Source organism: Phenylobacterium sp. (assembly GCF_046463815.1).
Lineage (GTDB): Bacteria > Pseudomonadota > Alphaproteobacteria > Caulobacterales > Caulobacteraceae > Phenylobacterium.
In genome coordinates this window covers 56,898-79,936 of the sequence record NZ_JBKBRO010000008.1, presented here as the reverse complement: position 1 = coordinate 79,936, position 23,039 = coordinate 56,898, and the positions used below count along the sequence as shown (strand labels likewise).

The window sequence follows — 23,039 nt, the reverse complement described above, 5'->3', positions numbered from 1 at the left end:
CACGATGCGGCAAGTCCGTACGATTGGTATGGATTCTCGGGCCTGGCCGCCGTAAGCGCCCTCGTCGGGACGTTCGGGAGGGTGTGTTGGAGGGGCGCAGACAAGCGGCGCGGCCGACGATGGGCCGGGGCGGTCCCGACCTCACCTCGGGACCGATCGGCAGGACCCTGATCCTGTTCTCCCTGCCCGTCCTGGGCTCCAACGTCCTGCAGTCGATCAACGGGTCGGCCAACGCGGTCTGGGTGAGCCATATCCTGGGTGAGGCGGCCCTGGCGGCCATCTCCAACGCCAATCAGATCTTCTTCCTGATGCTGGGGGCCATGTTCGGCCTGACCATGGCGGCCAACATCCTGATCGGCCAGGCCATCGGCGCGTCGGACCCGACGCTGGCCCGCAAGGTGGTGGGCTCGTGCACGGGCTTCTTCGCCATTGTCTCGGCGGGCGTGGGCGTCGCGGGCTTCGTGTTCACCCCGGCCATCCTCGACGCCATGGGCGCTCCGCCCGACGCCAGGGGCCCCGCGATCGCCTATCTGCAGGTGATCTTCGCGGCGATGCCGTTCGTGTTCTTCTTCACCTTCCTGATGATGGCCCAGCGCGGCACGGGCGACTCCCGCACACCCTTCCTGTTCTCGATCCTGGCGGTGGCGCTGGACGTGGTGCTGAACCCGCTGCTGATCCTGGGCGTGGGGCCGCTGCCCCGGCTGGGGATCGCGGGCTCGGCCGCCGCCACACTGATCGCCCAGACCGCGACCCTGGTGGCCCTCATGGCCCACCTATACGCCAGGGACAGCATCCTGGCGCTCCGGCCCCGGGAATGGCGCCTGTTGGCGCCCGACCCCATGATCGTGAAGGCCCTGGTGCTGAAGGGCCTGCCCATGGCTTTCCAGATGATCGTCGTGTCTCTGGCGGCGACCACCATGATGGGACTGGTCAACGGCTACGGTTCCGAGACGGCGGCGGCCTACGGCGCGGCGGTCCAGCTTTGGACCTATGTCCAGATGCCGGGTATGGCCCTGGGCGCGGCCGTGTCCTCGATGGCCGCCCAGAACGTCGGCGCGGGCCGGATGGACCGGGTGGCCGAAGTCGCCCGGCGCGGCGTGCTGTTCTCGGCCATCGGCACCAGCACGCTCGTGGTCCTCCTGCTGCTGGCCGAGCCCTATGTGCTGCGGGCCTTCCTGCCGGCCGAGAGCCCCGCCCTGCCGATCGCGGCCCACCTGAACCAGATCGTGCTCTGGGGCTTCGTGCCGTTCTCGATGGCCTTCATCTTCAACGGCGTGGTGCGGGCCACGGGCGCTGTCTGGCCGCCACTGCTGGCCATGATCATCGCGCTGTGGGGCGTGCGCATCCCGCTGGCCAATGTGCTCAAGCCGCACATCGGCGCGGACGCCATCTGGTGGAGTTTCCCGATGGGCAGCGTGGTGATGGTCGCCCTGGCGGCGGGCTACTACCTGTGGGGCGGCTGGCGCACCGCCCGCATGCTGCCATCCGGCGCGGTCCAGGGCGAGACGGCGGATACGGGCCTCTCAACGCCGGTAGAGAAGGGCGACGCCGCCCGTTAGAGCGCGATCCGCAAGAGTGGACACCGGTTTTGCGATCAGATCGCGCTGAAGACTCTAGGCGTTGGAGTCCATCAGCGCCGAATAGACGAGCGTCCGCAGTTCGCGCCGCACCGCATAGGTCGAGGACGGGATGAGCTGGGTCATGAAGACCGCCGTCACCTCCTCCACGGGATCGACCCAGAAGGCCGTCGAGGCCATGCCGCCCCAGTAGAATTCGCCCGGCGAGCAGGGGATCAGCGTCTTCGGCGGGTCGAACACCACGGCGAAGCCCAGGCCGAAGCCGACGCCGGCGTTGGTGCTTTCCGAGAACAGCGAGCGCGACATCTGGGTCAGGTCGGCCCCGCCCGGCAGGTGGTTGGCGGTCATCAGGCGGAGGGTCTTGGGCGCCAGGATGCGGGCGCCGTCCAGTTCGCCGCCGTTCAGCAGCATCCGGCAGAAGCGCATGTAGTCTGCCGCGGTCGAGACCAGGCCGCCGCCGCCCGAATAGAGCTTCGGCGCGCCAAGGTAGGGGCTGGTCGTCGGATCGTCCTGCAGCTTGAGGCCGCCGCCGGCCTTCGCCTCGTAGCAGGCGGCGAAGCGGGCGCGCTGGTCCTCGCGGACGGAGAAGCCCGTGTCGGCCATCTTCAGCGGATCGAAGATCCGCTCCTGGAACACCTGGGCCAGTGGCTTGCCGGCGATCTTCTGCACCAGGTAGCCGACCACGTCGGTGGAGACGGAATAGTTCCAGGCCTCGCCCGGCGAGAACTCCAGCGGCAGCCGGGCGAGGGCGCCGATCATGCCATCGAGGTCGAGGCCCGCGTACATGTGGTCGAGGTTCGCCGCCCGATAGGCGGCGTCGACATTGGTGCGGTTCTGGAAGCCGTAGGTCAGGCCGGACGTGTGGCGCAGCAGATCGACCACCTGCATCGGCCGGGCCTGCGGCGTGGTGAGGTAGGGACCGGTCCCGGCCGAATAGACGCCCAGGTTCGCCCATTCCGGGATGTGCCTGGCCACCGGATCATCCAGGGCGACGAGGCCCTCCTCCACCAGGGTCATCAGGGCGACCGAGGTGACAGGCTTGGTCATCGAATAGATGCGGAAGACCGTGTCCTCGGCGAGCGCCACGCCGCGTTCGGGGTCCTGCTGGCCGAGCACGCTCTGGTGGACCGTCTCGCCGCGTCGGGCGAGGAGGAACTGGGCGCAGGGCAGCCGGCCCGGACCGACGTACTTCTCCTGCAGGAACCGGTCGATGCGGGCGAGGCGGTCGGGGGCGAAGCCCAAGGACTGGGCGGGGGACCTGGCGGTGCTCATCCCTCGCTTTTGCCCTTGCCTTCCCCGTGGTCGCAAGGGCGACGATGCGGCCAGGAGGATCAGCCATGCAGACGGTAAGCCTGGAGCGGCGGGACCGCATCGCCATCGTCACGATCGAGCGGCCCGAGCGGCGCAACGCCGTGGACGCGGCGACGGCCCGGCAGCTCTACGACGCCTTCAAGGCCTTCGATGCTGACGAGGGGCTGGACGTGGCCGTGCTGACGGGGCGCGGCGGTTCCTTCTGCGCCGGAGCGGACCTGAAGGCGATCAGCGCCGACGCCGGCAATCCGGTGAGGGAGGGCGGCGACCTCGGCCCGATGGGCTGCACGCGCCTGAAGCTGGGGAAGCCGGTGATCGCCGCCATCGAGGGCCATGCCGTGGCCGGCGGCCTGGAGGTGGCCTGCTGGGCCGACCTGCGGGTGGCGGCCGAGGATGCGGTGTTCGGGGTCTTCTGCCGCCGGTTCGGGGTGCCGCTGATCGACCTGGGCACCGTGCGCCTGCCCCGGCTGATCGGGCACTCGCGGGCCATGGACCTGATCCTCACCGGGCGGCCGGTGGAAGCCAGGGAAGCCCTGGAGATCGGCCTCGCCAACCGGCTCGCGCCGGCCGGACAGGCGCTGGCCGCGGCCCTCGACCTGGCCCGCCAGATCGCCGCCTTCCCGCAAGGGTGCCTGCGCGGGGACCGGATGAGCGCCATCGAGCAATGGTCCCTGGACTGGGAGACGGCGACGGCCAACGAGCTGAAGCATGGCATGGCCGTGCTGCGCTCAGGCGCCTCACGCGAGGGCGCCGCCCGGTTCGCGTCCGGCCAAGGGCGGGGAGGGGCGTTCTGACGGCGGCGTTGCGCCGGAGGCGGCGGCGTACATAATGCCCGCGCAATACCGATAATTCGAAAGTGTGCGGGGAAGAGCGCCGATGGCCTGGGATTTCGAGACCGAGCCTGAGTTCCAGAAGAAGCTGGACTGGATCGAGGACTTCATGCGCGAGGAGGTCGAGCCCCTCTCGCACCTCGGCGTCGCGCCCTATTCGTCGCTGGGCCGCGAGAAGCTGATCAAGCCGCTTCAACAGCGGGTGAAGGACCAGGGCCTATGGGCCTGTCACCTGGGACCCGAGCTGGGCGGCCAGGGCTTCGGCCAGGTGAAGCTCGCCCTGATGAACGAGAAGCTGGGGCGCAACAGCCTGGCCCCCACCATCTTCGGCTGCCAGGCGCCCGACACCGGCAACGCCGAGATCATCGCCCACTACGGGACTGAGGCCCAGAAGGACCGCTGGCTGAAGCCGCTGCTGGAGGGCGAGATCCGCTCGGCCTTCTCGATGAGCGAACCTACCGGCGGCTCGGACCCCCTGACCTTCAAGACCCGCGCCGTGCTCGACGGCGGCCAATGGGTCATCAACGGCGAGAAGTGGTTCTCCACCAACGCCCGGTACGCCAAGCTGCTGGTGGTCTATGCGGTGACCGATCCGGACGCCCGCGACCCCTACCGGCGGACCTCGATCTTCCTGGTGCCGGCCGACACCCCCGGCGTCGAGATCGTGCGCAACGTGGCCGTGGGCGCCGGCGGCGAGATCGGCGGCGGCAACGAGGCCTATGTCCGATACACCGACGTGCGCGTGCCGGCCGACGCCCTGCTGGGCGAGCGGGGCGGCGCCTTCGTGATCGCCCAGGTGCGCCTGGGCGGCGGCCGCGTCCACCATGCCATGCGGACCGTCGGGGCCTGCAAGCACGCCCTGGACCTGATGTGCCGCCGGGCGGTGTCGCGCAGCACTCGCGACGGGCGCCTCTGCGACCTGCAGATGGTCCAGGCCCAGATCGCCGACGCCTGGATCGCGGTGGAGAGCTTTCGGCTGCTCGTCCTGCGCACGGCCTGGCTGATCGACAAGCACAAGGACTACAGCATGGTCCGCAAGGACATCGCCGCCATCAAGGTGGCCATGCCGAGGATATACCAGGACGTGGCGACCAAGGCCGCGCACCTGCATGGCGCGCTGGGCGTCTCCAACGAGATGCCGTTCATGCACATGGTGACCTCCAGCCTGGTGATGGGCATCGCCGATGGGCCAACCGAGGTGCACCAGGTGACGCTGGCCAGGCAGGTCCTCAAGGACTACCGGCCCGAGAACGACCTGTTCCCAAGCTACCACATCCCTCGCCTGCGCGAGGAAGCCGAGAAGCGCTTCGCCGCCGAGCTGGCGGAGATCAAGGCCCATTACGCCGACCGCCGGGCCCAGGCCCGGGCGGCGACCTGAGTTTCGAGCGTGGAGTTCTGAAGTGAGCGACAACTGGCCGGTCATGAGCATCGCCGAGGCGCACGGCCGCCTCACCGCCCCGGGCGCGCCCTTCGAGATCGGCGAGGCGACGATCCGGGGCGTTGCGACCCGCATCTGGAAGAACGCGCCGCCGACGCTGCGCGACGTCTTCCTGAACGGCATGCGGTTCCGGGACCGGGAGTTCCTGGTCTACGAGGACGACCGGGCCACCTTCGACAGCTTCGGCCGCGCCACCGTGACGCTCGCCCACCGCCTGATCGCCGACGGCGTGCGAAAGGGCGACCGGGTGGCGGTGATCATGCGCAACCTGCCGGAATGGCCGGTGGCCTTCTGGGCCGGCCAGCTCGTGGGCGCCATCGTGACGCCGCTGAACGCCTGGTGGACGGGCGCGGAGCTGGAATACGGCCTGGCCGATTCCGGGACCAAGGTGGCCATCGTCGACGACGAGCGCCTGGAGCGTCTTTCGGGCCACCTGAAGAACCTGCCGGCGCTGGAGAAGGTCTATGTGGCCCGCCTGCGCGAGGCGCCCGGCGACGGCCGCTGCCACCGCCTGGAGGAGGTGATCGGCAAGGTCAACGACTGGGGCAGGCTGGCCGAGCTCGCTCTGCCCGACGTGTCGCTTGAGCCGGAGGACGACGCCACCATCCTCTACACCTCCGGCACCACGGGGAAGCCCAAGGGGGCGCTGGGCACCCACCGCAACATGACCTCCAACATCGGGGCGGGCGGCATCTCGGCGGCGCGGAACTTCCTGCGGGCGGGCCAGCCGCTGCCCGAGCTGGACCCCACCAAGCTGCCCCAGCGCTGCACCCTGCTGGTCGTGCCGATGTTCCACGCCACCGGGCTGTCGGCCACCCTGTCGCCGACGCTGAACGCCGGCGGCAAGATCGTGCTGATGCGTCGCTGGGACGCCGAGCCCGCCATGAAGCTGATCGAGCGCGAGAAGGTCAGCGCCACCGGCGGCGTGCCGACCATCGCCTGGCAGCTCATCGAACATCCGGCGCGGGAGAAGTACGACCTCTCTTCGCTGCTCGCCGTGACCTACGGCGGCGCCCCGTCGGCGCCCGAGCTGGTGCGCAAGATCGCCGAGGTGTTCCCCGGCTCGCAGCCGGGCAACGGCTGGGGCATGACCGAAACCACGGCGACCTTCACCAGCCACATGGGCCAGGATTACCTGCATCGCCCCGAGAGCGCCGGCCCGGCAGCGCCCGTGGGCGAGATGCAGATTCGCGATCCGGCCGACGGCGCGACCGTGCTTCCGGCCGGCGCCGTGGGCGAGCTCTGGGTGAAGGGGCCGCAGGTGGTGAAGGGCTACTGGAACAAGCCCGAGGCCACGGCCGATACCTTCGTGGACGGCTGGCTGCGCACCGGCGACCTGGCGCGGGTGGACGAGGAGGGCTTCCTGTTCATCATCGACCGGGCCAAGGACATGCTGATCCGCGGCGGGGAGAACATCTACTGCGTCGAGGTGGAGAACGTCCTCTACGAGCATCCCGACGTGATGGACGCCGCCATCGTGGGCGTCCCCCACAAGACCCTGGGCGAGGAGCCGGCGGCGGTGGTGCATCTGCGGCCCGGCGGCACGGCCACCGAGGACGAGCTGCGCGACCTGGTCCGCGCGCGGCTGGCCGCCTTCAAGGTCCCGGTGAAGGTCGCCTTCTGGCCCGAGACCCTGCCGCGCAACGCCAACGGCAAGATCCTGAAGACCGAGCTGAAGAAGGTCTTCGACCAGGAAACGGAGGCCGCCTGACGGCTCCGGTTCAGGTAGAGGACTGGCGCAGGCGCGGCCGGACGCCTAGACGTGGATCATGACTTTCGGGACGAGACGATGAGCCGGCCCCTGATCGTGGGCCTGGGCGGTACGGTGCGGCCGGGCTCCTCCAGCGAGCGGGCCCTGGCGGCCAGCCTCAGGCGCTGCGAGGCTCTGGGCGCCGAGACGCGCCTCCTTGGCGGGGAGTTCATCTCCACCCTGCCGATCTTCGATCCCCGCCCGGTGGAGATCACCGAGGCCCAGCGCGAGCTGGCCGAGGCGGTCGGGCGCGCGGACGGGGTGATCGTGGCCAGCCCCGGCTACCACGGCTCGATCTCGGGGGTGGTGAAGAACGCCCTCGACACCCTGGAGCTGACCCGGGGCGACGAAAGGCCCTATTTGGCCGGGCGGCCCGTGGGGACGATCATCACCGCCGACGGATGGCAGGCGGCGGGCACCACTTTGACGGCGCTGCGTGCGATCATACATGCGCTTCGGGGCTGGCCGACGCCGTTCGGCGCGGCCCTGAACGCGACGACCGAGCTGTTCGAGGCGGGCGGCGAGTGCAGGAATCCCAAGGACGCCTGGCAGCTTTCCACCGTCGCCGAACAGGTCATGGACTTCGCCCGAATGAAGGCAGGCAAATGAAGCGCCCCTATCTGGTCCCGCCGTCGGACGTTCCGCCCGCCGACTCCGTCGCCTCGGCCATCAGCCCGATCGAGGAGATCATCGAGGACGCGCGCAACGGCCGGCCCTACATCCTGGTGGACGCCGAGGACCGGGAGAACGAGGGCGACGTCATCATCCCGGCGCAGTTCGCCACGCCCGAGCAGATCAACTTCATGGCCAAGCACGCGCGCGGCCTGATCTGCCTCTCGATCACCGCCGAGCGCGCGCGCCAGCTCCGCCTGCCGCCGATGGCCACCGACAACCAGTCGGGCCACGGCACGGCCTTCACGGTGTCGATCGAGGCCCGCGAGGGCGTCACCACCGGCATCTCGGCCCACGACCGGGCCCACACCATCGCGGTGGCGGTGGACCCCACCAAGGGGCCGGACGACATTGTCTCGCCGGGCCACGTCTTCCCGCTGGTGGCCAGGGACGGCGGGGTGCTGGTCCGGGCCGGCCACACCGAGGCGGCCGTCGACATCAGCCGCATGGCGGGCCTGAACCCGGCGGGCGTGATCTGCGAGATCATGAAGGACGACGGCTCGATGGCCCGTCTCCCCGATCTGGTGGCTTTTGCACAACTGCACGGCCTGAAGATCGGCACGATCGCCGACCTGATCGCCTACCGCCGGCGCACCGAGCGCCAGGTGGAGCGGGTGCTGGAGACCCCCTTCGAGAGCGCCTACGGCGGCAAGTTCCGGATGATCGTCTACCGCAACGTGCTGGACCAGACCGAGCACGTCGTCCTGACGAAGGGGCGGATCGATCCCGACAAGCCGACCCTGGTGCGCATGCACCGGGTGGACCTGGCCACCGACATGCTGGGCGCGGTGGAGGCCCGCCGGGACTATGTGCCCAAGGCGCTGAAGGCCATCGCCGGGCATGACGGGGCCGGCGTCGCCGTCTTCATCCGCGATTCGAACCCCCACTGGCTCTCCGAGCGATACGGCCAGCCCCAGGCGGACCACAGCCAGAACGTGCTGCGCGACTACGGCATCGGCGCCCAGATCCTCATCGACCTCGGGGTGAGGGACATGCTGCTGCTGACGTCCTCGGCCACCGTGCTGCCCGGCTCGGGCGGCTACGGCCTGAAGATCGTGGGCCGCGTCCCGCTGGCGTAGGGCCGCCGCAGGTGCTCCGCGCCCATTGGCCGCGCGGGCGGGGGCTCGCCGAACATGGTTCGAACCTTTAAGGATTTGAACGGGATGGGTCAGCTAGGGTGCGAGAGATGCCGGCCGAATCCCATGACGCCTTCACCGCCGATCCGGGCGGCCTGACAGACGGCGGCCTGGCCTATCTGAACGCCGACCAGCGCGGCGGGACGGCTGGCGGCAAGCCCAGCTTCACCATCGACCGGGCGGCCAAGCAGCTCACGGGCTTCGATCCCGTCACCGGCGCGCCCTATCCCGGCTGGTCCTCGGCGCCGGGGGTCGGCTTCACCGTCACCTACGCCTTCCGCGCCAACGCGCCCGCCACGATGCCCAGCGACACCGCGGGCTTCTCGCGGTTCAACGCCGCCCAGATCAACCAGGCCGAGCTGGCGCTGCAGGCCTGGTCCGACGTGGCCAACATCCGGTTCGTGCGGGTGGGCGTGGGGACCTCGGGCGAGGACGCCTATTCCGACAACGCCTCGATCCTGTTCGGCAACTATTCCTCGGGCGAGGACGGGGCGGCCGCCTTCGCCATGTTCCCGGGCAGCACGACGGCGTCGTCCTCGGCCGGCGACGTGTGGATCAACAGCACCTCGGGGTCGAACCTGTCGCCCGCCATCGGCAACTACGGCGCCCAGGTCCTGGTCCACGAGATCGGCCACGCCATCGGCCTGGCCCACCCCGGCGACTACAACGCCGACGGGGACGCTCCCATCACCTACGCCGCCGACGCCGAGTACTACGAGGACTCCCGGCAGTACACGGTGATGAGCTACTTCAGTGAGACCAACACCGGGGCGAGCTTCGGCGCGGGCCGCTATTCGGCCGTCCCGCTGCTGGACGACATCGCCGGCGCCCAGCTCGAGTACGGGGTGAACCCGACCACCCGGACGGGGGACACGGTCTACGGCTTCAACTCCACGGCCGAGCGGCCCTGGTTCGCCGCCACGTCCAGCGCGACGAAGCTGGTCTTCGCGGTGTGGGACGCGGGCGGGACCGACACCTTCGACTTCTCGGGCTATTCGAACAACCAGCTCATCGACCTGCGCGAGGGCTTCTTCTCGAACGTGGGCGGGCTCGTCGGCAACGTGGCGGTGGCCAAGGGCGCCCAGATCGAGAACGCCGTGGGCGGCTTCGGCGCCGACCGCATCAACGGCAACGCGCTCTCCAACGCGCTGACCGGCGGCGCGGGCGCCGACACGCTCTACGGGGGGGCGGGGAACGACACGCTGTCGGCCGGGGACGGCGAGGACTTCCTGAGGGGCGAGGAGGGGAACGACCGGCTGATCGGCGGGGCGGCCTTCGACGACCTCCACGGCAACATGGGCGACGACACCGTCTCGGGCGGCCTGGGCGACGACTGGGTCGTGGGCGGCCAGGGCAGCGACATGCTCTATGGCGAGGACGGCGGCGACGTCGTGCTCGGCAACCTCGGCGACGACACCTGCGAGGGCGGGGCGGGGAACGACGTGGTGCGCGGCGGCCAGGGGAACGACACCGTGGCCGGCGGGGCGGGCGACGACTGGATCTCCGGCGACCGGGGCGACGATACGGTCAGCGGCGGCGCTGGGGCCGACATCTTCCATGCCTTCACCGGCTCGGGCCTCGACCGCGTCCTCGATTTCAGCATCGCCGAGGGGGACCGGGTCCTGCTGCTGCCCGGCCAGGCGTGGGCCGTGGCCCAGGTCGGCGCCGACACCGTGGTCTATATGGACTACGAGGGAAGCGCGGACCGGCTGGTCCTGGCCAATGTCCAGATGGCCGCCCTGCCGGCGGGATGGATCTTCGGCGCCTAAGCTCCGGAAGAAGATCGTTTTCAGCCCGGCCGATCCGGCCTATATGACGAAAATCCCACCGCCCGGCCGAAAGGCCGGGCGCCTTCGTTTTCGGAATGCCGCCATGACCCAAATCCTGATGCCCAAGGCGACCGCCGTCTGGCTGGTGGACAACACCTCGCTCACCTTCGACCAGATCGCCGATTTCTGCGGCCTGCACCCCCTGGAAGTGAAGGGCATCGCCGACGGCGAGGTGGCGCGCGACATCCGCGGCGCCGACCCGATCGCCAACGGCCAGCTCTCCCGCGACGAGCTCGACCGGGCCGAGAAGAACGACAAGTACCGGATGGTGGCCCAGAAGAGCCGCCACGCCGAGCTGCTCAAGCCGGTGAAGAAGGCTCCGCGCTACACGCCGGTGTCGCGCCGCCAGGACCGTCCTGACGCCATCGCCTGGTTCATCCGCAACCACCCGGAAGTGCCGGACAGCCAGATCGCCCGCCTGCTGGGCACCACCAAGGCCACCATCGACCAGGTGCGCAACCGCCAGCACTGGAACTCGGCCAACATCAAGCCGGTGGACCCCGTGACCCTGGGCCTGGCCACCCAGCTCGAGCTGGACGCGGTGGTCCGCAAGGCCGCCGAGAAGCGCGCCAAGGAAGCCGCCCGCCGCGGCGAGGTTGAGCCCGACGGCCCGACCCTGCGTCCCGCCTCCGAAACCGGCGTCGCCGAGGACGAAGCCCACGAAGAGCCGACCTACGCCGACGAGTTCGAGGGCGACGAGGACTAGAAGCGAAAAGGCCCCCGCCTTCCGGCGAGGGCCTTTCCCGTCAGTGGACCTGCTGGCGAAGGGACTCGATCTGTTCCTTCAGCCTGAGCTTCTGTCGCTTGAGTTCCTTGAGTCTGAGGTCGTCGGCGTGAGGCCTGCGCATCTCGTCCTGAATGGCTTGTTCGAGAGACTGGTGACGGGATCCGAGCTCGCGGATCCGGGCATCTAACGCCATGGCTGGGAAGCCTCCTCGCTGATGGACGGTCTGGAAGTGAACACCCGCTTTCCGCCGCTGTCAGATCACATATGTTTGCAGGCGGCGGAGCTGAAGCTTCGCCGCGTCCTGGGGCGTTGGGGACCTTCCGCATGCCGAGCAAGGAATGGCCGGACAAGGACCGGCTGATCGTCGGCCTCTCCGGGGCCTCCGGGATCGTCTACGGCGTGCGCGTGCTGGACGCCTGCCGCGAGCTGGGGATCGAGAGCCATCTGGTGGTCAGCCGCTCGGCGGTGCTGACGCTGTCCCAGGAAATCGACCTCGCCCTTTCCGACCTCCAGGACCGCGCCTCGGTGGTCCACAAGGTTTCGGACGTGGGGGCGTCCATCTCGTCGGGCTCGTTCCGGACGCTCGGCATGATCGTGGCGCCCTGCTCGGTGCGCACGATGAGCGAGATCGCCACGGGCGTGACTTCCTCGCTGCTCACCCGGGCCGCCGACGTGACCCTCAAGGAACGCCGGCCCCTGGTCCTGATGGTGCGCGAGACGCCGCTGCACCTGGGCCACCTGCGCACCATGGTCCGGCTGGCCGAGATGGGCGCGGTGATCGCCCCGCCGCTGCCGGCCTTCTACGCCAAGCCGGCGTCGATCGAGGAGATGGTGGACCAGTCCGTCGGGCGGGCGCTGGACCTCTTCGGCCTGTCATGGAAGCCCGTTAAGCGCTGGGGCGAGGATCTGGGGCCCGTCGGGGTTCCGCCGGCGGGCGAGGGCTGATGGGGATCTGGGCCTGATGGGCATCTGGGACTGGGCGCTGGAAGCCTACGGCCGGCCGGGCGTCCCCGAGGCCTGCCTGGCGCTGCAGGACGGGCACGGCCAGAACACCTGCCTGCTGCTCTGGGCGGTCTGGGCCGAGGCGCGCGATCCGGCGCTGCTCGTCCGCGCCGCTGGCCTGGCGAGGGCTTGGGAGTCCGCGGCGGTCGGGCCGCTGCGCGCCGTGCGGCGGGGGCTGAAGGCGCCGGTCGCCGACATCGCGGACGCCGCGCGCGAGCGCCTGCGCGAGGACGTGAAGGCCGTGGAGCTCCACGCCGAGCGGGTGCTGCTGGAAGCCCTGGCGGACCTGGGAGGCCGCTTCGGCGGCGCCCCGGCCCTTCCGGCGCTGGAGGCGGCCAGCGCCGCCTGGGGACGAACCGCGCCCCGCCAGGCGCTGGCTGCGCTGGCGGCGGCCCTGGAGTAGGATGTCGGGCGTTCCATGATCGACTATTCGACCTTCACCGAGGAAGCCCTTCTGGCCCGTCTGCGCGACCTGCGCCAGGACCATGCCGACCTCGACGCCGCCATCCAGGCGCTGGCGGCGTCGCCCATGCCGGACCTGCTGCTGATCGGCCGGCTGAAGCGCAAGAAGCTGGCCCTGAAGGACGAGATCGCCCGGGTCGAGAACTACCTGACCCCCGACATCATCGCTTGAGCCGATCCACGAGCGGCCGAGAAGCGGCGCCGTCGGACTGTGGAGAACCGCAGAAGGCGCCGAAGGACGCAGAAGGACCCCGCGCCGGCTTTCTGCGTTTTCTGCGGCTCGAAACGACTGGGCCTCCGCTCACGCGGAGGCTGGACGTGTTCAGCCCGCCCGCCGCTGGCGCTTGCGGGCGAACATGGCGGCGTCCGCCTCGGCCAGCAGGATCTCGGGCTCGGCCTCGGCGGTGATCTCGCGGACCCCGAAGCTCGCGTGGATCGGAGCCGTCCACTCGCCGAACTCCAGGGGCGCGCTCTCGATGGCCCGGACCAGGGCGTGGGCCTTGGCCTCGGCCACGGCATGGTCGGCCTGGACCAGGATCACGCCGAACTCGTCGCCGCCCAGCCGGCCCACGACATCGCTCTCGCGGACGTTGGCCATAAGGCGCTCGGCCACCGCCTTGAGCGCCGCATCGCCCGCGGCGTGGCCGAAGCGGTCGTTGACGCGCTTGAACCCGTCGAGGTCGAAGAACACCAGGCTGGCCGGGGCGCCGTAGCGCTGGGAGAACCCGCGCACCCGGGACAGTTCCCGCAGGAAGGCGCGGCGGTTCAGCAGGGGCGTGAGCGTGTCCCGGTCGGCCAGCCCTTCCACCTCGGCCAGCCGGGCCTTCAGCCGCTCGACCTCGCCGCGCAGGCCGTCCACCTCGGACAGCAGGGTCTGGATCGCGGCGCGCACGGCGGGCGTGAGCTCGGCCTCGGTGAGGCCCAGGAAGGCCGCGCTGTCCACCTTGGGGGCCGCCGCGCCGGGCGCACGGGCCCCGGCCTCGGCGAGGGCGCGCTTGCGGATGGCCTGGAACGGCTCGTAGCGCGCGCCGGTGACCTTCATGCGCCCCCCGATTCCCGCTGGAGAATCAACGCCCCGCGGCTGGCGATTCGGAATCTAGCGGTGGTCGGTTGCCCGCGCAAAGCCGGCGCCTATACTCCGCGCCCTTCCGGGGCAGGGACCAGGACATGAGCGCAGACGCCGCGCCCGTCGCCATCATCATGGGCAGCCGGTCCGACTGGCCGGTGCTGAAACACGCCGCCGAGATGCTGGACGCCCTGGGCGTCCCCTACGAGGCCAAGGTGGTTTCCGCCCACCGCACGCCCCAGCGGATGTACGACTTCGCCCGCACCGCCAAGGACCGCGGCGTGAAGGTGATCATCGCCGGCGCCGGCGGCGCGGCCCACCTGCCGGGCATGACCGCCTCGCTCACCGACCTGCCGGTGCTGGGCGTGCCCATCGAGTCCAAGGCGCTGAAGGGAATGGATTCCTTGCTCTCCATCGTCCAGATGCCGGGCGGCGTCCCGGTGGGCACCCTGGCCATCGGCGAGCCGGGGGCCAAGAACGCGGGCCTGATGGCGGCCAAGATCCTGGCCCTGTCGGACCCGGGCGTGGCCCAGCGGGTGGCCGCCTTCTCGGCCGAGCTGACCGCCAGCGTGGCCGAGACCGTCGAGGATGCCTAAGGGACCGCATGGCCAAGCTTCCCCTCCCGCCCGGCTCGGTGATCGGCGTCCTGGGCGGCGGTCAGCTCGGGCGGATGCTGGCGCTCGCCGCCGCGCGCCTGGGCTTCGACGCAGCCATCCTGGAGCCCGAGCCGGATTCGCCCGCCGCCCGGGTGGCGGCCCATTCGATCATCGGGGCCTATGACGACCCCGCCGCCCTGGCCGAACTGGCGAAGGTCGCGAGCGTCGTGACCTATGAGTTCGAGAACGTGCCCGCCGCCGCAGTGGCCCGCCTGGTGGAGATGGGGGTCGAGGTGGCGCCCGGCGCCCGGGCGCTCGCCGTGGCTCAGGACCGCTTCGAGGAGAAGACCTTCCTCAACGCCAGCCATGCGCCGACCGTGGCCTTCGCCGCCGCGGACACGCCGGAAGAGGCCAGGGACGCCGTGGCGCGGATCGGAGCCCCGGCCCTCATGAAGACCCGCCGCGAGGGCTATGACGGCAAGGGCCAGCGCTGGGTCGAGCACGCCGCCGACGCCGCGCGCGTGTTCGCCGAGCTGGGGAGCGTGCCGGTGATTGTCGAGGCGCCGGCCGAGTTCGTGCGTGAGCTGTCGGTGATCGCCGCGCGCGGCCGCGACGGCGCGGTGGCCGTCTACCCCCTGGCCGAGAACCACCACGAGAACGGCATCCTGCGCCGCAGCCTCGCGCCGGCCTCCGCCGCGCCCGCCCTGACGGACCAGGCCGAACGGATCGCTGCGCGGGTGCTCAAGGGCCTCGACTACGTGGGCGTCATCGGCATCGAGCTGTTCGAGCTCAAGGACGGCCGCCTGCTGGTCAACGAGATCGCCCCGCGCGTCCACAACACCGGCCACTGGACCCAGGACGGCTGCGAGGTCGACCAGTTCGAGCAGCACGTCCGCGCCGTGGCCGGCTGGCCGCTGGGCCCCACGGCGGCCGTGGCGCGGGTCGAGATGCTGAACCTGCTGGGCGACGAAGCGGACGGGTGGCTGCGCCTGGCCCACGAGCCCGAGACGCGCATCCACCTCTACGGCAAGCGCGAGGCCAAGCCCGGCCGCAAGATGGGCCACGTGAACAAGGTCAAGCCGCTGCGCTGAATGTCAAGTTGACCTTACACGCGGATGATGTAAGGTTGTCCTGACATTCACGGGAGGCCGACATGGCCATGGACACCGCTCACCGCCGCTACATCCTCCGGACGGCGGCCTTCATGACGGGATACGTCGCGATCAACATGGCGGCGATCGGCGGCGCGTTCGACGACCGCGCCGAGCCGGGATCGTGGCTGCTGGGCCTCGCCGTCGCCGCCCCGGTGGCGGGCCAGCTCTGGGCCACGCTCGCGCTGATGAGGGACGCGGACGAGTTCGTCCGCGCGGTCACCGCCAAGCGGTTCATCATCGCCTCGGGCCTGGCCATGGCGATCGCCAGCGCCTGGGGCTTCGTGGAGCTCTACGCCCGCGCGCCGCACATCTCGGCGGCGATGGTCTATCCGCTGTTCTGGGGCCTCTACGGCGTGGTCACGCCGTTCGTGCGCACCACCCGGGCATGAGGAACCGGCTGAAGGAGCTGCGGTCGGCCCGGGGCTGGACCCAGGCGGAGCTGGGCGAGCGGCTGGGGGTGTCGCGCCAGGCGGTGATCGCGCTCGAGAGCGACAAGCACGACCCGTCCCTGGACCTCGCCTACCGGATCGCGGCCCTGTTCGGGGAGGCGGTCGAGGCGATCTTCGAGAACCCCTACTCGGGCGACTGACGCGCGCCGTACCGCGCCCGGCCAAGCGCGTGGGCGGCCATGGACATCCAGGCGCTCGGGCGGAAGCCGCCAGTGGCCTTCCACGTCTCGTAGGCCATGACGTTGTCGATGCGGCGGTCCACGAAGGCCAGAGCCGCTGGCCGCCCCGACGAGAGGCGGATGGCGTAGGCGCCCGTCAGAATCCCCGCCAGGATCGCCCGCTTGGAGTAGTGGTTCTCGTCGGTGGCCGTGTCGCCCGCCCAGCGCCAGAGGACGTCGGCGCTCTCCCAGGCGAGCTTCGCCCCCAGCGCCAGGTTCTGCGGCAGGGAGAGCCACCCCAGCCAGCGGCGGAAGGCCGGCTCGTCGGGGCTCGCGGCGTCCAGACGCGCTTCGCAGGCCCGCCGGATGCGCTCGCGGATCTTCAGCCCCGAGGGGTCCAGGTCGGCCAGCAGGGCCAGCGCGCGTTCGTCGTGCCGGCGCGAGAGCAGGGCGGCGAGGTCGGCGGGGCCGTTGGGCGCGATGAGCTCCACCTCGCCCGGGGTCAGGCCCAGGGCCCGGCCGGCCCGTTTCACCATCAGCCGCGTCCAGCCCTCGGCGGGGGCGAGGCGCAGGGCTTCGTCCAGCAGCGTCTGTTCGGCGGTCTCGGCCCAGGCCTGCGCGTCGGTCATGGCGGCATTCTAGCCTTTCCGGAAAGCGTCGTCTCGGCGTGGACTCAGGCGTCCTGTTCTGCTATTCCGCCGCGCTCAAACCCGAGGGCCCTGCCTGTCGGGCACAGTTTTTTTGTTTCGCTCGCCGCTCTTGACCGGGACGGGGCGGGCGGCCGGCGACAACAGGAGAGAGACCTCTGGTTCAGATTTTCGTCCGCGACAACAACGTCGACCAGGCCCTCAAGGCGCTGAAGAAGAAGATGCAGCGCGAGGGCTCGTTCCGCGAGATGAAGCGGCACGTGCACTACGAAAAGCCGTCCGAGAAGCGCGCCCGCCAGAAGGCGGAAGCCGTGCGCCGGGCGCGCAAGCTGGCCCGCAAGCGCGCCCAGCGCGAAGGCCTGATCGTGGCGCCGAAGAAGCCCAGCCGGTAAGCCCGGACGGCCAATCAGGTTTCAGGAAGGCCGCGCCGCCCGGGCGCGGCCTTTCTCATATCGGGATGGCTGATATCGCGGTTGCGGCGCGGCGGTGGGTCGCGCTTTCGGCGGTCTCGCTGGTGGAACCGGCCCCGCCCCCCTATCTTTAGCCCTGTCTGAATTCCGGGAACGGTCTCAAGCGGATGAACCTGCGCAATCTCGTGATCTGGGGCGTCATCGTCGTCGTCCTGATCGGCCTCTACAGCATGATGACCGGCGGCGGCCGCGCCGCGGGCGCGGGCGAGATCACCTATTCGCAGATGCTCGCCAAGGTGGACGCCGGGGAGGTGAAGCGCGCGGTGATCCGCGGCCCCGCCGTCGAGGTGACCGACACCTCGGGCAAGACCTTCACCGCCATCACGCCCGAGAACCAGGAAGACCTGGTCAAGCGCCTGGAGGCCCAGGGCGCCGACATCGCCGTGAAGCCGGCGGGCGGCATGAGCCTGATGGGCCTGCTGCTGAACTCGCTGCCGATCCTGCTGCTGATCGGCGTGTGGATCTTCTTCATGCGCCAGATGCAGGGCGGCGCGCGCGGCGCCATGGGCTTCGGCAAGTCCAAGGCCCGGCTGCTGACCGAGAACAAGAACCGCGTCACCTTCGAGGACGTGGCCGGCGTCGATGAGGCCAAGGAGGAGCTGCAGGAGGTCGTCGACTTCCTGAAGGATCCCCAGAAGTTCCAGCGCCTGGGCGGCAAGATCCCGAAGGGCGCCCTGCTGATCGGCCCGCCCGGCACGGGTAAGACCCTGATCGCCCGCGCCGTGGCCGGCGAGGCGGGCGTGCCCTTCTTCACCATCTCGGGCTCGGACTTCGTCGAGATGTTCGTGGGCGTCGGCGCGAGCCGCGTGCGCGACATGTTCGAACAGGCCAAGAAGAACGCCCCCTGCATCATCTTCATCGACGAGATCGACGCCGTCGGCCGCCATCGCGGCGCGGGCCTGGGCGGCGGCAACGACGAGCGCGAGCAGACGCTGAACCAGCTCCTGGTCGAGATGGACGGCTTCGAGGCGAACGAGGGCATCATCCTGATCGCCGCCACCAACCGCCCGGACGTGCTGGACCCGGCGCTGCTGCGCCCCGGCCGCTTCGACCGCCAGGTCGTGGTGCCGAACCCCGACATCAACGGCCGCGAGCGCATCCTGCGCGTCCACATGAAGAACGTGCCCCTGGCCGCCGACGTGGACGTCAAGGTCATCGCCCGCGGCACGCCCGGCTTCTCGGGCGCGGACCTGGCCAACCTCGTCAACGAGGCCGCCCTGATGGCCGCGCGGAAGAACCGCCGCATGGTCACCATGCGCGACTTCGAGGACGCCAAGGACAAGGTCATGATGGGCGCCGAGCGCCGCTCCATGGTCATGACCGAGGACGAGAAGAAGCTGACCGCCTACCACGAGGGCGGCCACGCCCTGGTGGCGCTGAACGTCCCGGCGACGGACCCGGTGCACAAGGCCACCATCATCCCGCGCGGCCGGGCGCTGGGCATGGTCATGCAGCTTCCCGAACGCGACAAGTTCTCGATGTCGTTCGAGCAGATGACGTCCAGGCTGGCGATCCTGTTCGGCGGCCGGGTGGCCGAGGAGCTGATCTTCGGCAAGGACAAGATCACCTCGGGCGCCTCGTCCGACATCAGCCAGGCGACCAAGCTCGCCCGGGCCATGGTGACGAAGTGGGGCTTCTCGGAGCGCCTGGGCGCCGTGGAGTACGGCGAGAACCAGGAGGAGGTCTTCCTGGGCCATTCGGTCGCCCGCAACCAGAACGTCTCGGAAGAGACCGCCAGGATCATCGACGAGGAGGTTCGCCGCCTGGTCGAGGCCGGCGAGGCCGAGGCCCGCCGCATCCTGACCGAGAAGATGGAAGAGCTGCACACCCTGGCCAAGGCGCTGCTCGAGTACGAGACCCTCACCGGCGACGAGATCGTGAATGCACTGAAGGGCATCCCGCCCAAGCGCGACGACGCCGAGGCCAAGCGGCCCACGGGCCCGGCGGTGGCCGTGCCCATCTCGCCCCGGCCCAGCGCCGAGCCGGCGTAAGCCTCACCGAACAGGGCGGCCTTCGCGGGCCGCCCTTTTTCTTCGCCCAGGCCCCCTGCTATTCAGGTCCTGCTGTCGGGAGCGCCGGGGCGGAGCGGACGATGACCACCATCGAGAGGACGGCCTCCGGCGCGCGCGTCATGGGCGTGCTCAACGTCACCCCCGACAGCTTCTCGGACGGCGGGGACTTCGTGGCTTTCGACGCCGCGCTCGCCCAGGCCCGGCGGCTGATCGCCGACGGCGCCGACATCCTGGACATCGGCGGCGAGTCCAGCCGCCCGGGCGCGGCTCCGGTGGATGGGGCCGAGGAGATCGCCCGGGTCGTTCCGGTGATCCGGGCCATCCGCGCCGAGAGCGACATCCCGATCTCCATCGACACCATGAAGCCCGAGGTGGCGCGGGCGGCGGTCGAGGCCGGGGCGACCATGTGGAACGACGTCACCGCGCTGCGCCACGCGCCGCACGGCCTGGCGACAGCCGCCGCGCTCGGCTGCGACGTGGTGCTGATGCACATGCAGGGCGAGCCCGGCACCATGCAGGAGGGCCCCCGCTACCAAGACGTGGTGGGCGAGGTCGCGGCGTTCCTGGCCGAGCGGGCCCGGGCGGCGCTGGCCGCCGGCGTGCGGCGCGAGCGCATCTGGCTGGACCCGGGCGTGGGCTTCGGCAAGCACGTGACCCGCCACAACCTGCCCCTGATCGCCGGCCTGCCGCGCATCGTGGCGCTGGGCTATCCCGTGCTGCTGGGGGTCAGCCGCAAGAGTTTCATCGGCGCTCTGGACGGCGGCGCGCCGCCTGACCGGCGGCTGGGCGGCTCGATCGCGGGGGCCTTGGCCGGCGTGGCGGCGGGCGTCGCCGCCGTGCGCGTCCATGACGTGCGCGAGACGGTGCAGGCGGTCCGGGTCTGGGAGGCCATTGCGAACGCCGCCGGCTGAGCCGGCTGGGGATGGCGAATCCGGATGCCATTTGGCCGCGCCCCGGGATAACTGGAGCGATGGAGACGACAGGCCGGGTGCTCATCATCGCCGGCTCGGATTCGGGCGGCGGCGCCGGAATCCAGGCGGACATCAAGACGGTCACCGTGCTGGGCGGCTATGCGGCCACCGCGATCACGGCGATCACCGTGCAGAACACGCTCGGCGTCAGCGGCGTGCATCCGATCCCGCTCGACGTGGTGGAGGCCCAGGCCCGCGCCGTGCTGGGCGACATCGGCGCCGACGCCATCAAGACCGGCATGCTGGGCGATGCGGCCACGGTCGAGCTGGTCGCCCGTCTGATCGGCGACGCCCGCGTCCCGGCGGTGGTCGATCCCGTGATGGTCGCCAAGGGCGGCGCCTCGCTGCTGGCCGAGGCCGCGGTCGCCGCCGTGCGCGAGCGGCTGGTCCCGCGCGCCGCCCTGCTCACCCCCAACGCCCCGGAGGCGGCCGCCCTGACCGGCCTCGCCGTCGAGAACGCCGACGACCTGCGCCGGGCGGGCGAGGCGCTGCTCTCGGCCGGCGCCCGGGCCGTGCTGATGAAGGGGGGCCACGTGCCGGGGGACCGGCTCACCGACATCCTGATGACGCCACAGGGCGAGACCGTCTTCGAGGCCGAGCGGATCGAGACGCGGCACACCCACGGCACCGGCTGCACCCTGGCCTCGGCCTGCGCGACGGGCCTGGCCCAGGGCTTGCCGCTCATCGATGCCGTCGCTCGCGCCTGGGCCTATGTGCAGGAGGCCATCGCCCGCGCCCCCGGCCTCGGGCAGGGGCATGGCCCGCTGGACCACGGCTGGCCGGTGCGGGGGCGGGCATGAGCCGCGATCTGGAAGACGAGCTGAGGGCCATCCTGCGGCGCTCGGCCCCGCTGATGCGGGTGCTTACGACCGCCCGGGCGTTGGACCTGCCGGACTGGATGGTGTTCTCCGGCGCGGTCTACCAGCGGGCGCTGAACCACCTGACGGGGCGGGACATCGACTACGGGATCAGGGATTACGACCTCGGCTACTTCGATCCTTCCGACACCTCCTACGCGGCCGAGGACATCGTCATCCGCAAGGTGGCCGCCGCCTTCGAGTCGCCGCTGAAAGACTTGGTGGAGGTGCGCAACCAGGCCCGGGTGCACCTGTGGTTCGAGGGCAAGTTCGGCGAGCCCTATTCGCCGCTCGCCTGCACGGCCGAGGCCCTGGAGCGGTTCGTAAGCCCGCTCTACGCCGTGGGCGTGCGGCTGGAGGCGGACGACAGCCTCACGGTGGCCGCGCCGTTCGGCCTCGAGGACCTCTTCGCGCTCCGCCTGCGGCCCAATCCCCGCCGGCCGACCGGCGGCTTCGAACGCACCGCCGCTTCGGCCAAGGCGCGCTGGCCGGAAATCGAGGTGGTCTCCGGCTAGCGGCGATAGACGTCCGGGTCGCGGATCTCCATCCAGTTCCCGACGCCCGTGAGCGGCGTGAAGCCGAACTGGGCGTAGAGCCCGTGGGCGTCGCGCGTGGCCAGGTGCAGGCGGCGGAAGCCCTGCAGGTCGGGATGGGCCTTCAGATAGGCCATGAGCTTCTTGCCGACGCCGGCGCCGCGGTGGCCCTTGTCCACGAACACGTCGCAGACCCAGCCGAAGGTGGCCCGGTCGGTCACCACCCGGGCCATGCCGGCCATCTCGCCCGCCGCCATCCCGTCTGACGGGGCGAAGCAGCCGACGGTCAGGCTGCCGGCGCAGGCCTTGGCGAAGGTCTCGAAGGGGATGCCCGCGGCCCAGTAGCTTTCGCCGCCGATCCAGCCGTGGGCGCGGGAAAGGTCGAAGCGCGCCGGATCGTCGCTGAGCCGATAGCCGCCGTCGATGGTCTCGTGGGGCATGCCTTGCGTCCTCCCGAGGGGCGAGCGAGCCGCCTCGCGGCAAGTGGCTATTGATGGCGGGCGGCGCCCAGCCGCAAGTGCCGGTCATGCGCCAGTGGACCGTAGACGCCTTCGCCGACCAGCCCTTCCGGGGCAATCCCGCCTGCGTGGTCGAGCCCCGCGCCGCCTGGGCCGACGACGCCTGGATGCAGGCGCTGGCCGCCGAGAACAACCAGGCCGAGACCGCCTTCCTGCTCGGGACCGACGATCCGACGCGCTTCGGCCTGCGCTGGTTCACGCCCCTGATGGAGGTGCCGCTCTGCGGACACGCGACGCTCGCCTCGGCCCATGTGCTGTTTGCCGAGCTGGGCGTGGGCGCCGACCGGGTGACGTTCGAGACGAAGTCCGGGCCCCTGACGGTCGCCCGCGCGGGAGAGGGCTACGAGATGGACTTTCCGGCCAAGCCGCCGGTGCGCATCGATGCGCCCGAGGGGCTCGCCGAGGCGCTGGGCGTACAGCCGCGGGAAGTCTGGGCGTCGAATTATCTGGTGGCCCTGGTGGACGACGAGGCGACCGTCCGTGCGCTTAGGCCCGACCTGGCGGCCGTGAACAGGATCGTGGCCGGGGCGACCGGCGAGCGCGGCAACGTCGGCGTCTCGGCGCTGGCCGCGCCGGGCAAGCCCTACCAGGTCGTGAGCCGCTTCTTCGCCCCGGGTTCCGGCATCCCGGAGGATCCGGCGACGGGCTCGCTCCACTGCATCCTGGCGCCGCTGTTCTCCGACCGGCTGGGGCGGGCGCGGATCGCCTACCATCAGGCCTATCCGGGTCGCGGCGGGGACCTGGAATGCGAGACGGCCGGCGATCGCGTGCTCATCCGCGGACGGGCCGTCACGGTGGCCGAGGCGAGGCTCCGCGCGACGCCCTGACGGGACGGCCAGCGCGAAAACGCCCCCGGATCGCTCCGGGGGCGAGG

The 23,039-nt window shown here is 70.8% G+C and carries 26 protein-coding genes; 21 read left to right on the top strand and 5 right to left on the bottom strand.

What is annotated here, in order from left to right; translation table 11 throughout:
• Positions 1-119: 119 nt before the first annotated feature.
• Positions 120-1,559 (top strand): MATE family efflux transporter, encoded by a 1,440-nt coding sequence (locus tag ACK4TT_RS07005; RefSeq protein ID WP_410212688.1) that lies wholly within the window; start codon positions 120-122, stop codon positions 1,557-1,559.
• A 54-nt stretch (positions 1,560-1,613) separates the two neighbouring features.
• Here ACK4TT_RS07005 and ACK4TT_RS07000 read toward each other — a convergent pair whose 3' ends face one another.
• Positions 1,614-2,849: a serine hydrolase domain-containing protein gene (locus ACK4TT_RS07000; protein WP_410212687.1), complete on the bottom strand. Its 1,236-nt coding sequence runs from the start codon at positions 2,847-2,849 to the stop codon at positions 1,614-1,616.
• A 65-nt stretch (positions 2,850-2,914) separates the two neighbouring features.
• Here ACK4TT_RS07000 and ACK4TT_RS06995 point away from each other — a divergent pair, with 65 nt between their 5' ends.
• From ACK4TT_RS06995 to ACK4TT_RS06965, 7 genes are all read left to right on the top strand, one after another.
• Entirely contained in the window at positions 2,915-3,682 is a 768-nt protein-coding gene (locus tag ACK4TT_RS06995) for a crotonase/enoyl-CoA hydratase family protein (RefSeq protein WP_409637437.1), read from the top strand.
• An 82-nt stretch (positions 3,683-3,764) separates the two neighbouring features.
• Positions 3,765-5,096: an acyl-CoA dehydrogenase family protein gene (locus ACK4TT_RS06990; RefSeq protein WP_409637439.1), complete on the top strand. Its 1,332-nt coding sequence runs from the start codon at positions 3,765-3,767 to the stop codon at positions 5,094-5,096.
• Positions 5,097-5,139: 43 nt separating this feature from the next.
• A complete protein-coding gene (locus ACK4TT_RS06985) occupies positions 5,140-6,867 on the top strand; it encodes a class I adenylate-forming enzyme family protein (RefSeq protein ID WP_410212718.1) in 1,728 nt (575 codons plus the stop codon).
• A 78-nt stretch (positions 6,868-6,945) separates the two neighbouring features.
• A complete protein-coding gene (locus ACK4TT_RS06980; protein WP_410212686.1) occupies positions 6,946-7,515 on the top strand; it encodes an NADPH-dependent FMN reductase in 570 nt (189 codons plus the stop codon).
• Positions 7,512-8,657, top strand: coding sequence for a 3,4-dihydroxy-2-butanone-4-phosphate synthase (gene ribB, locus ACK4TT_RS06975; RefSeq protein ID WP_409637445.1), 1,146 nt, complete (start codon positions 7,512-7,514; stop codon positions 8,655-8,657). Before ACK4TT_RS06980 ends, ribB begins: the two co-directional genes overlap by 4 nt.
• Before the next feature lie 107 nt (positions 8,658-8,764).
• Entirely contained in the window at positions 8,765-10,483 is a 1,719-nt protein-coding gene (locus tag ACK4TT_RS06970) for a M10 family metallopeptidase C-terminal domain-containing protein (RefSeq protein WP_409637448.1), read from the top strand.
• 103 nt (positions 10,484-10,586) lie between these two features.
• Positions 10,587-11,249 (top strand): DUF1013 domain-containing protein, encoded by a 663-nt coding sequence (locus ACK4TT_RS06965; protein WP_409637451.1) that lies wholly within the window; start codon positions 10,587-10,589, stop codon positions 11,247-11,249.
• Positions 11,250-11,289: 40 nt separating this feature from the next.
• Here the strand turns inward: ACK4TT_RS06965 and ACK4TT_RS06960 are convergent, their stop codons facing one another.
• On the bottom strand, positions 11,290-11,463 hold the full coding sequence (locus ACK4TT_RS06960) for a YdcH family protein (RefSeq protein WP_409637454.1): 174 nt from the start codon (positions 11,461-11,463) through the stop codon (positions 11,290-11,292).
• A gap of 131 nt (positions 11,464-11,594) precedes the next feature.
• Here ACK4TT_RS06960 and ACK4TT_RS06955 point away from each other — a divergent pair, with 131 nt between their 5' ends.
• From ACK4TT_RS06955 to ACK4TT_RS06945, 3 genes are read left to right on the top strand one after another with little or no spacing between them, the layout of a single operon-like run.
• Complete coding sequence (locus ACK4TT_RS06955) at positions 11,595-12,215, top strand: UbiX family flavin prenyltransferase (protein ID WP_410212685.1); 621 nt, start codon at positions 11,595-11,597, stop codon at positions 12,213-12,215.
• 16 nt (positions 12,216-12,231) lie between these two features.
• On the top strand, positions 12,232-12,675 hold the full coding sequence (locus tag ACK4TT_RS06950; protein WP_409637460.1) for a TIGR02444 family protein: 444 nt from the start codon (positions 12,232-12,234) through the stop codon (positions 12,673-12,675).
• A gap of 15 nt (positions 12,676-12,690) precedes the next feature.
• Complete coding sequence (locus ACK4TT_RS06945) at positions 12,691-12,906, top strand: YdcH family protein (protein WP_409637463.1); 216 nt, start codon at positions 12,691-12,693, stop codon at positions 12,904-12,906.
• A gap of 150 nt (positions 12,907-13,056) precedes the next feature.
• Here the strand turns inward: ACK4TT_RS06945 and ACK4TT_RS06940 are convergent, their stop codons facing one another.
• Positions 13,057-13,776 carry a GGDEF domain-containing protein gene (locus tag ACK4TT_RS06940; RefSeq protein ID WP_409637466.1) on the bottom strand — a complete coding sequence of 240 codons (720 nt, stop codon included), beginning with the start codon at positions 13,774-13,776 and terminating at the stop codon, positions 13,057-13,059.
• A gap of 125 nt (positions 13,777-13,901) precedes the next feature.
• On the opposite strand from ACK4TT_RS06940, the gene purE reads away from it, so the two are divergent.
• From purE to ACK4TT_RS06920, 4 genes are all read left to right on the top strand, one after another.
• A complete protein-coding gene (gene purE, locus ACK4TT_RS06935; RefSeq protein ID WP_409637469.1) occupies positions 13,902-14,396 on the top strand; it encodes a 5-(carboxyamino)imidazole ribonucleotide mutase in 495 nt (164 codons plus the stop codon).
• Between the two features lie 8 nt (positions 14,397-14,404).
• Complete coding sequence (locus ACK4TT_RS06930) at positions 14,405-15,487, top strand: 5-(carboxyamino)imidazole ribonucleotide synthase (RefSeq protein WP_409637472.1); 1,083 nt, start codon at positions 14,405-14,407, stop codon at positions 15,485-15,487.
• Positions 15,488-15,549: 62 nt separating this feature from the next.
• Positions 15,550-15,939, top strand: a complete 390-nt coding sequence (locus ACK4TT_RS06925; protein ID WP_409637475.1) for a hypothetical protein — start codon at positions 15,550-15,552, stop codon at positions 15,937-15,939.
• Positions 15,936-16,139, top strand: coding sequence for a helix-turn-helix transcriptional regulator (locus ACK4TT_RS06920; protein ID WP_409637478.1), 204 nt, complete (start codon positions 15,936-15,938; stop codon positions 16,137-16,139). The genes ACK4TT_RS06925 and ACK4TT_RS06920 overlap by 4 nt, the downstream gene beginning before the upstream one ends.
• On the opposite strand, the gene ACK4TT_RS06915 is transcribed toward ACK4TT_RS06920, so the two are convergent.
• Positions 16,124-16,786: a COQ9 family protein gene (locus ACK4TT_RS06915; RefSeq protein ID WP_409637481.1), complete on the bottom strand. Its 663-nt coding sequence runs from the start codon at positions 16,784-16,786 to the stop codon at positions 16,124-16,126. The genes ACK4TT_RS06920 and ACK4TT_RS06915 overlap by 16 nt on opposite strands.
• 176 nt (positions 16,787-16,962) lie before the next feature.
• Here ACK4TT_RS06915 and rpsU point away from each other — a divergent pair, with 176 nt between their 5' ends.
• From rpsU to ACK4TT_RS06890, 5 genes are all read left to right on the top strand, one after another.
• Positions 16,963-17,196: a 30S ribosomal protein S21 gene (gene rpsU / locus ACK4TT_RS06910; protein WP_297696160.1), complete on the top strand. Its 234-nt coding sequence runs from the start codon at positions 16,963-16,965 to the stop codon at positions 17,194-17,196.
• A gap of 185 nt (positions 17,197-17,381) precedes the next feature.
• Positions 17,382-19,265 (top strand): ATP-dependent zinc metalloprotease FtsH, encoded by a 1,884-nt coding sequence (gene ftsH / locus ACK4TT_RS06905; protein ID WP_409637484.1) that lies wholly within the window; start codon positions 17,382-17,384, stop codon positions 19,263-19,265.
• Positions 19,266-19,366: 101 nt separating this feature from the next.
• A complete protein-coding gene (gene folP / locus ACK4TT_RS06900) occupies positions 19,367-20,197 on the top strand; it encodes a dihydropteroate synthase (protein WP_409637487.1) in 831 nt (276 codons plus the stop codon).
• 59 nt (positions 20,198-20,256) lie between these two features.
• Positions 20,257-21,057 (top strand): bifunctional hydroxymethylpyrimidine kinase/phosphomethylpyrimidine kinase, encoded by an 801-nt coding sequence (gene thiD / locus ACK4TT_RS06895; RefSeq protein WP_409637490.1) that lies wholly within the window; start codon positions 20,257-20,259, stop codon positions 21,055-21,057.
• Positions 21,054-21,629: a nucleotidyltransferase family protein gene (locus tag ACK4TT_RS06890; protein WP_409637493.1), complete on the top strand. Its 576-nt coding sequence runs from the start codon at positions 21,054-21,056 to the stop codon at positions 21,627-21,629. Before thiD ends, ACK4TT_RS06890 begins: the two co-directional genes overlap by 4 nt.
• Here ACK4TT_RS06890 and ACK4TT_RS06885 read toward each other — a convergent pair.
• Positions 21,626-22,087, bottom strand: a complete 462-nt coding sequence (locus ACK4TT_RS06885) for a GNAT family N-acetyltransferase (protein WP_409637496.1) — start codon at positions 22,085-22,087, stop codon at positions 21,626-21,628. The genes ACK4TT_RS06890 and ACK4TT_RS06885 overlap by 4 nt on opposite strands.
• 86 nt (positions 22,088-22,173) lie before the next feature.
• Between ACK4TT_RS06885 and ACK4TT_RS06880 the strand changes: the two genes are divergently transcribed.
• Complete coding sequence (locus tag ACK4TT_RS06880) at positions 22,174-22,992, top strand: PhzF family phenazine biosynthesis protein (protein WP_409637663.1); 819 nt, start codon at positions 22,174-22,176, stop codon at positions 22,990-22,992.
• Positions 22,993-23,039 lie beyond the last annotated feature (47 nt).

Bases quoted from the DNA above. Each gene is read 5' to 3' on its own strand.
- ACK4TT_RS07005 (WP_410212688.1), top strand. From the start codon at position 120: ATGGGCCGGGGCGGTCCCGACCTCACCTCGGGACCGATCGGCAGGACC.
- ACK4TT_RS07000 (WP_410212687.1), bottom strand. From the start codon at position 2,849: ATGAGCACCGCCAGGTCCCCCGCCCAGTCCTTGGGCTTCGCCCCCGAC.
- ACK4TT_RS06995 (WP_409637437.1), top strand. From the start codon at position 2,915: ATGCAGACGGTAAGCCTGGAGCGGCGGGACCGCATCGCCATCGTCACG.
- ACK4TT_RS06990 (WP_409637439.1), top strand. From the start codon at position 3,765: ATGGCCTGGGATTTCGAGACCGAGCCTGAGTTCCAGAAGAAGCTGGAC.
- ACK4TT_RS06985 (WP_410212718.1), top strand. From the start codon at position 5,140: ATGAGCATCGCCGAGGCGCACGGCCGCCTCACCGCCCCGGGCGCGCCC.
- ACK4TT_RS06980 (WP_410212686.1), top strand. From the start codon at position 6,946: ATGAGCCGGCCCCTGATCGTGGGCCTGGGCGGTACGGTGCGGCCGGGC.
- ribB (WP_409637445.1), top strand. From the start codon at position 7,512: ATGAAGCGCCCCTATCTGGTCCCGCCGTCGGACGTTCCGCCCGCCGAC.
- ACK4TT_RS06970 (WP_409637448.1), top strand. From the start codon at position 8,765: ATGCCGGCCGAATCCCATGACGCCTTCACCGCCGATCCGGGCGGCCTG.
- ACK4TT_RS06965 (WP_409637451.1), top strand. From the start codon at position 10,587: ATGACCCAAATCCTGATGCCCAAGGCGACCGCCGTCTGGCTGGTGGAC.
- ACK4TT_RS06960 (WP_409637454.1), bottom strand. From the start codon at position 11,463: ATGGCGTTAGATGCCCGGATCCGCGAGCTCGGATCCCGTCACCAGTCT.
- ACK4TT_RS06955 (WP_410212685.1), top strand. From the start codon at position 11,595: ATGCCGAGCAAGGAATGGCCGGACAAGGACCGGCTGATCGTCGGCCTC.
- ACK4TT_RS06950 (WP_409637460.1), top strand. From the start codon at position 12,232: ATGGGCATCTGGGACTGGGCGCTGGAAGCCTACGGCCGGCCGGGCGTC.
- ACK4TT_RS06945 (WP_409637463.1), top strand. From the start codon at position 12,691: ATGATCGACTATTCGACCTTCACCGAGGAAGCCCTTCTGGCCCGTCTG.
- ACK4TT_RS06940 (WP_409637466.1), bottom strand. From the start codon at position 13,776: ATGAAGGTCACCGGCGCGCGCTACGAGCCGTTCCAGGCCATCCGCAAG.
- purE (WP_409637469.1), top strand. From the start codon at position 13,902: ATGAGCGCAGACGCCGCGCCCGTCGCCATCATCATGGGCAGCCGGTCC.
- ACK4TT_RS06930 (WP_409637472.1), top strand. From the start codon at position 14,405: ATGGCCAAGCTTCCCCTCCCGCCCGGCTCGGTGATCGGCGTCCTGGGC.
- ACK4TT_RS06925 (WP_409637475.1), top strand. From the start codon at position 15,550: ATGGCCATGGACACCGCTCACCGCCGCTACATCCTCCGGACGGCGGCC.
- ACK4TT_RS06920 (WP_409637478.1), top strand. From the start codon at position 15,936: ATGAGGAACCGGCTGAAGGAGCTGCGGTCGGCCCGGGGCTGGACCCAG.
- ACK4TT_RS06915 (WP_409637481.1), bottom strand. From the start codon at position 16,786: ATGACCGACGCGCAGGCCTGGGCCGAGACCGCCGAACAGACGCTGCTG.
- ftsH (WP_409637484.1), top strand. From the start codon at position 17,382: ATGAACCTGCGCAATCTCGTGATCTGGGGCGTCATCGTCGTCGTCCTG.
- folP (WP_409637487.1), top strand. From the start codon at position 19,367: ATGACCACCATCGAGAGGACGGCCTCCGGCGCGCGCGTCATGGGCGTG.
- thiD (WP_409637490.1), top strand. From the start codon at position 20,257: ATGGAGACGACAGGCCGGGTGCTCATCATCGCCGGCTCGGATTCGGGC.
- ACK4TT_RS06890 (WP_409637493.1), top strand. From the start codon at position 21,054: ATGAGCCGCGATCTGGAAGACGAGCTGAGGGCCATCCTGCGGCGCTCG.
- ACK4TT_RS06885 (WP_409637496.1), bottom strand. From the start codon at position 22,087: ATGCCCCACGAGACCATCGACGGCGGCTATCGGCTCAGCGACGATCCG.
- ACK4TT_RS06880 (WP_409637663.1), top strand. From the start codon at position 22,174: ATGCGCCAGTGGACCGTAGACGCCTTCGCCGACCAGCCCTTCCGGGGC.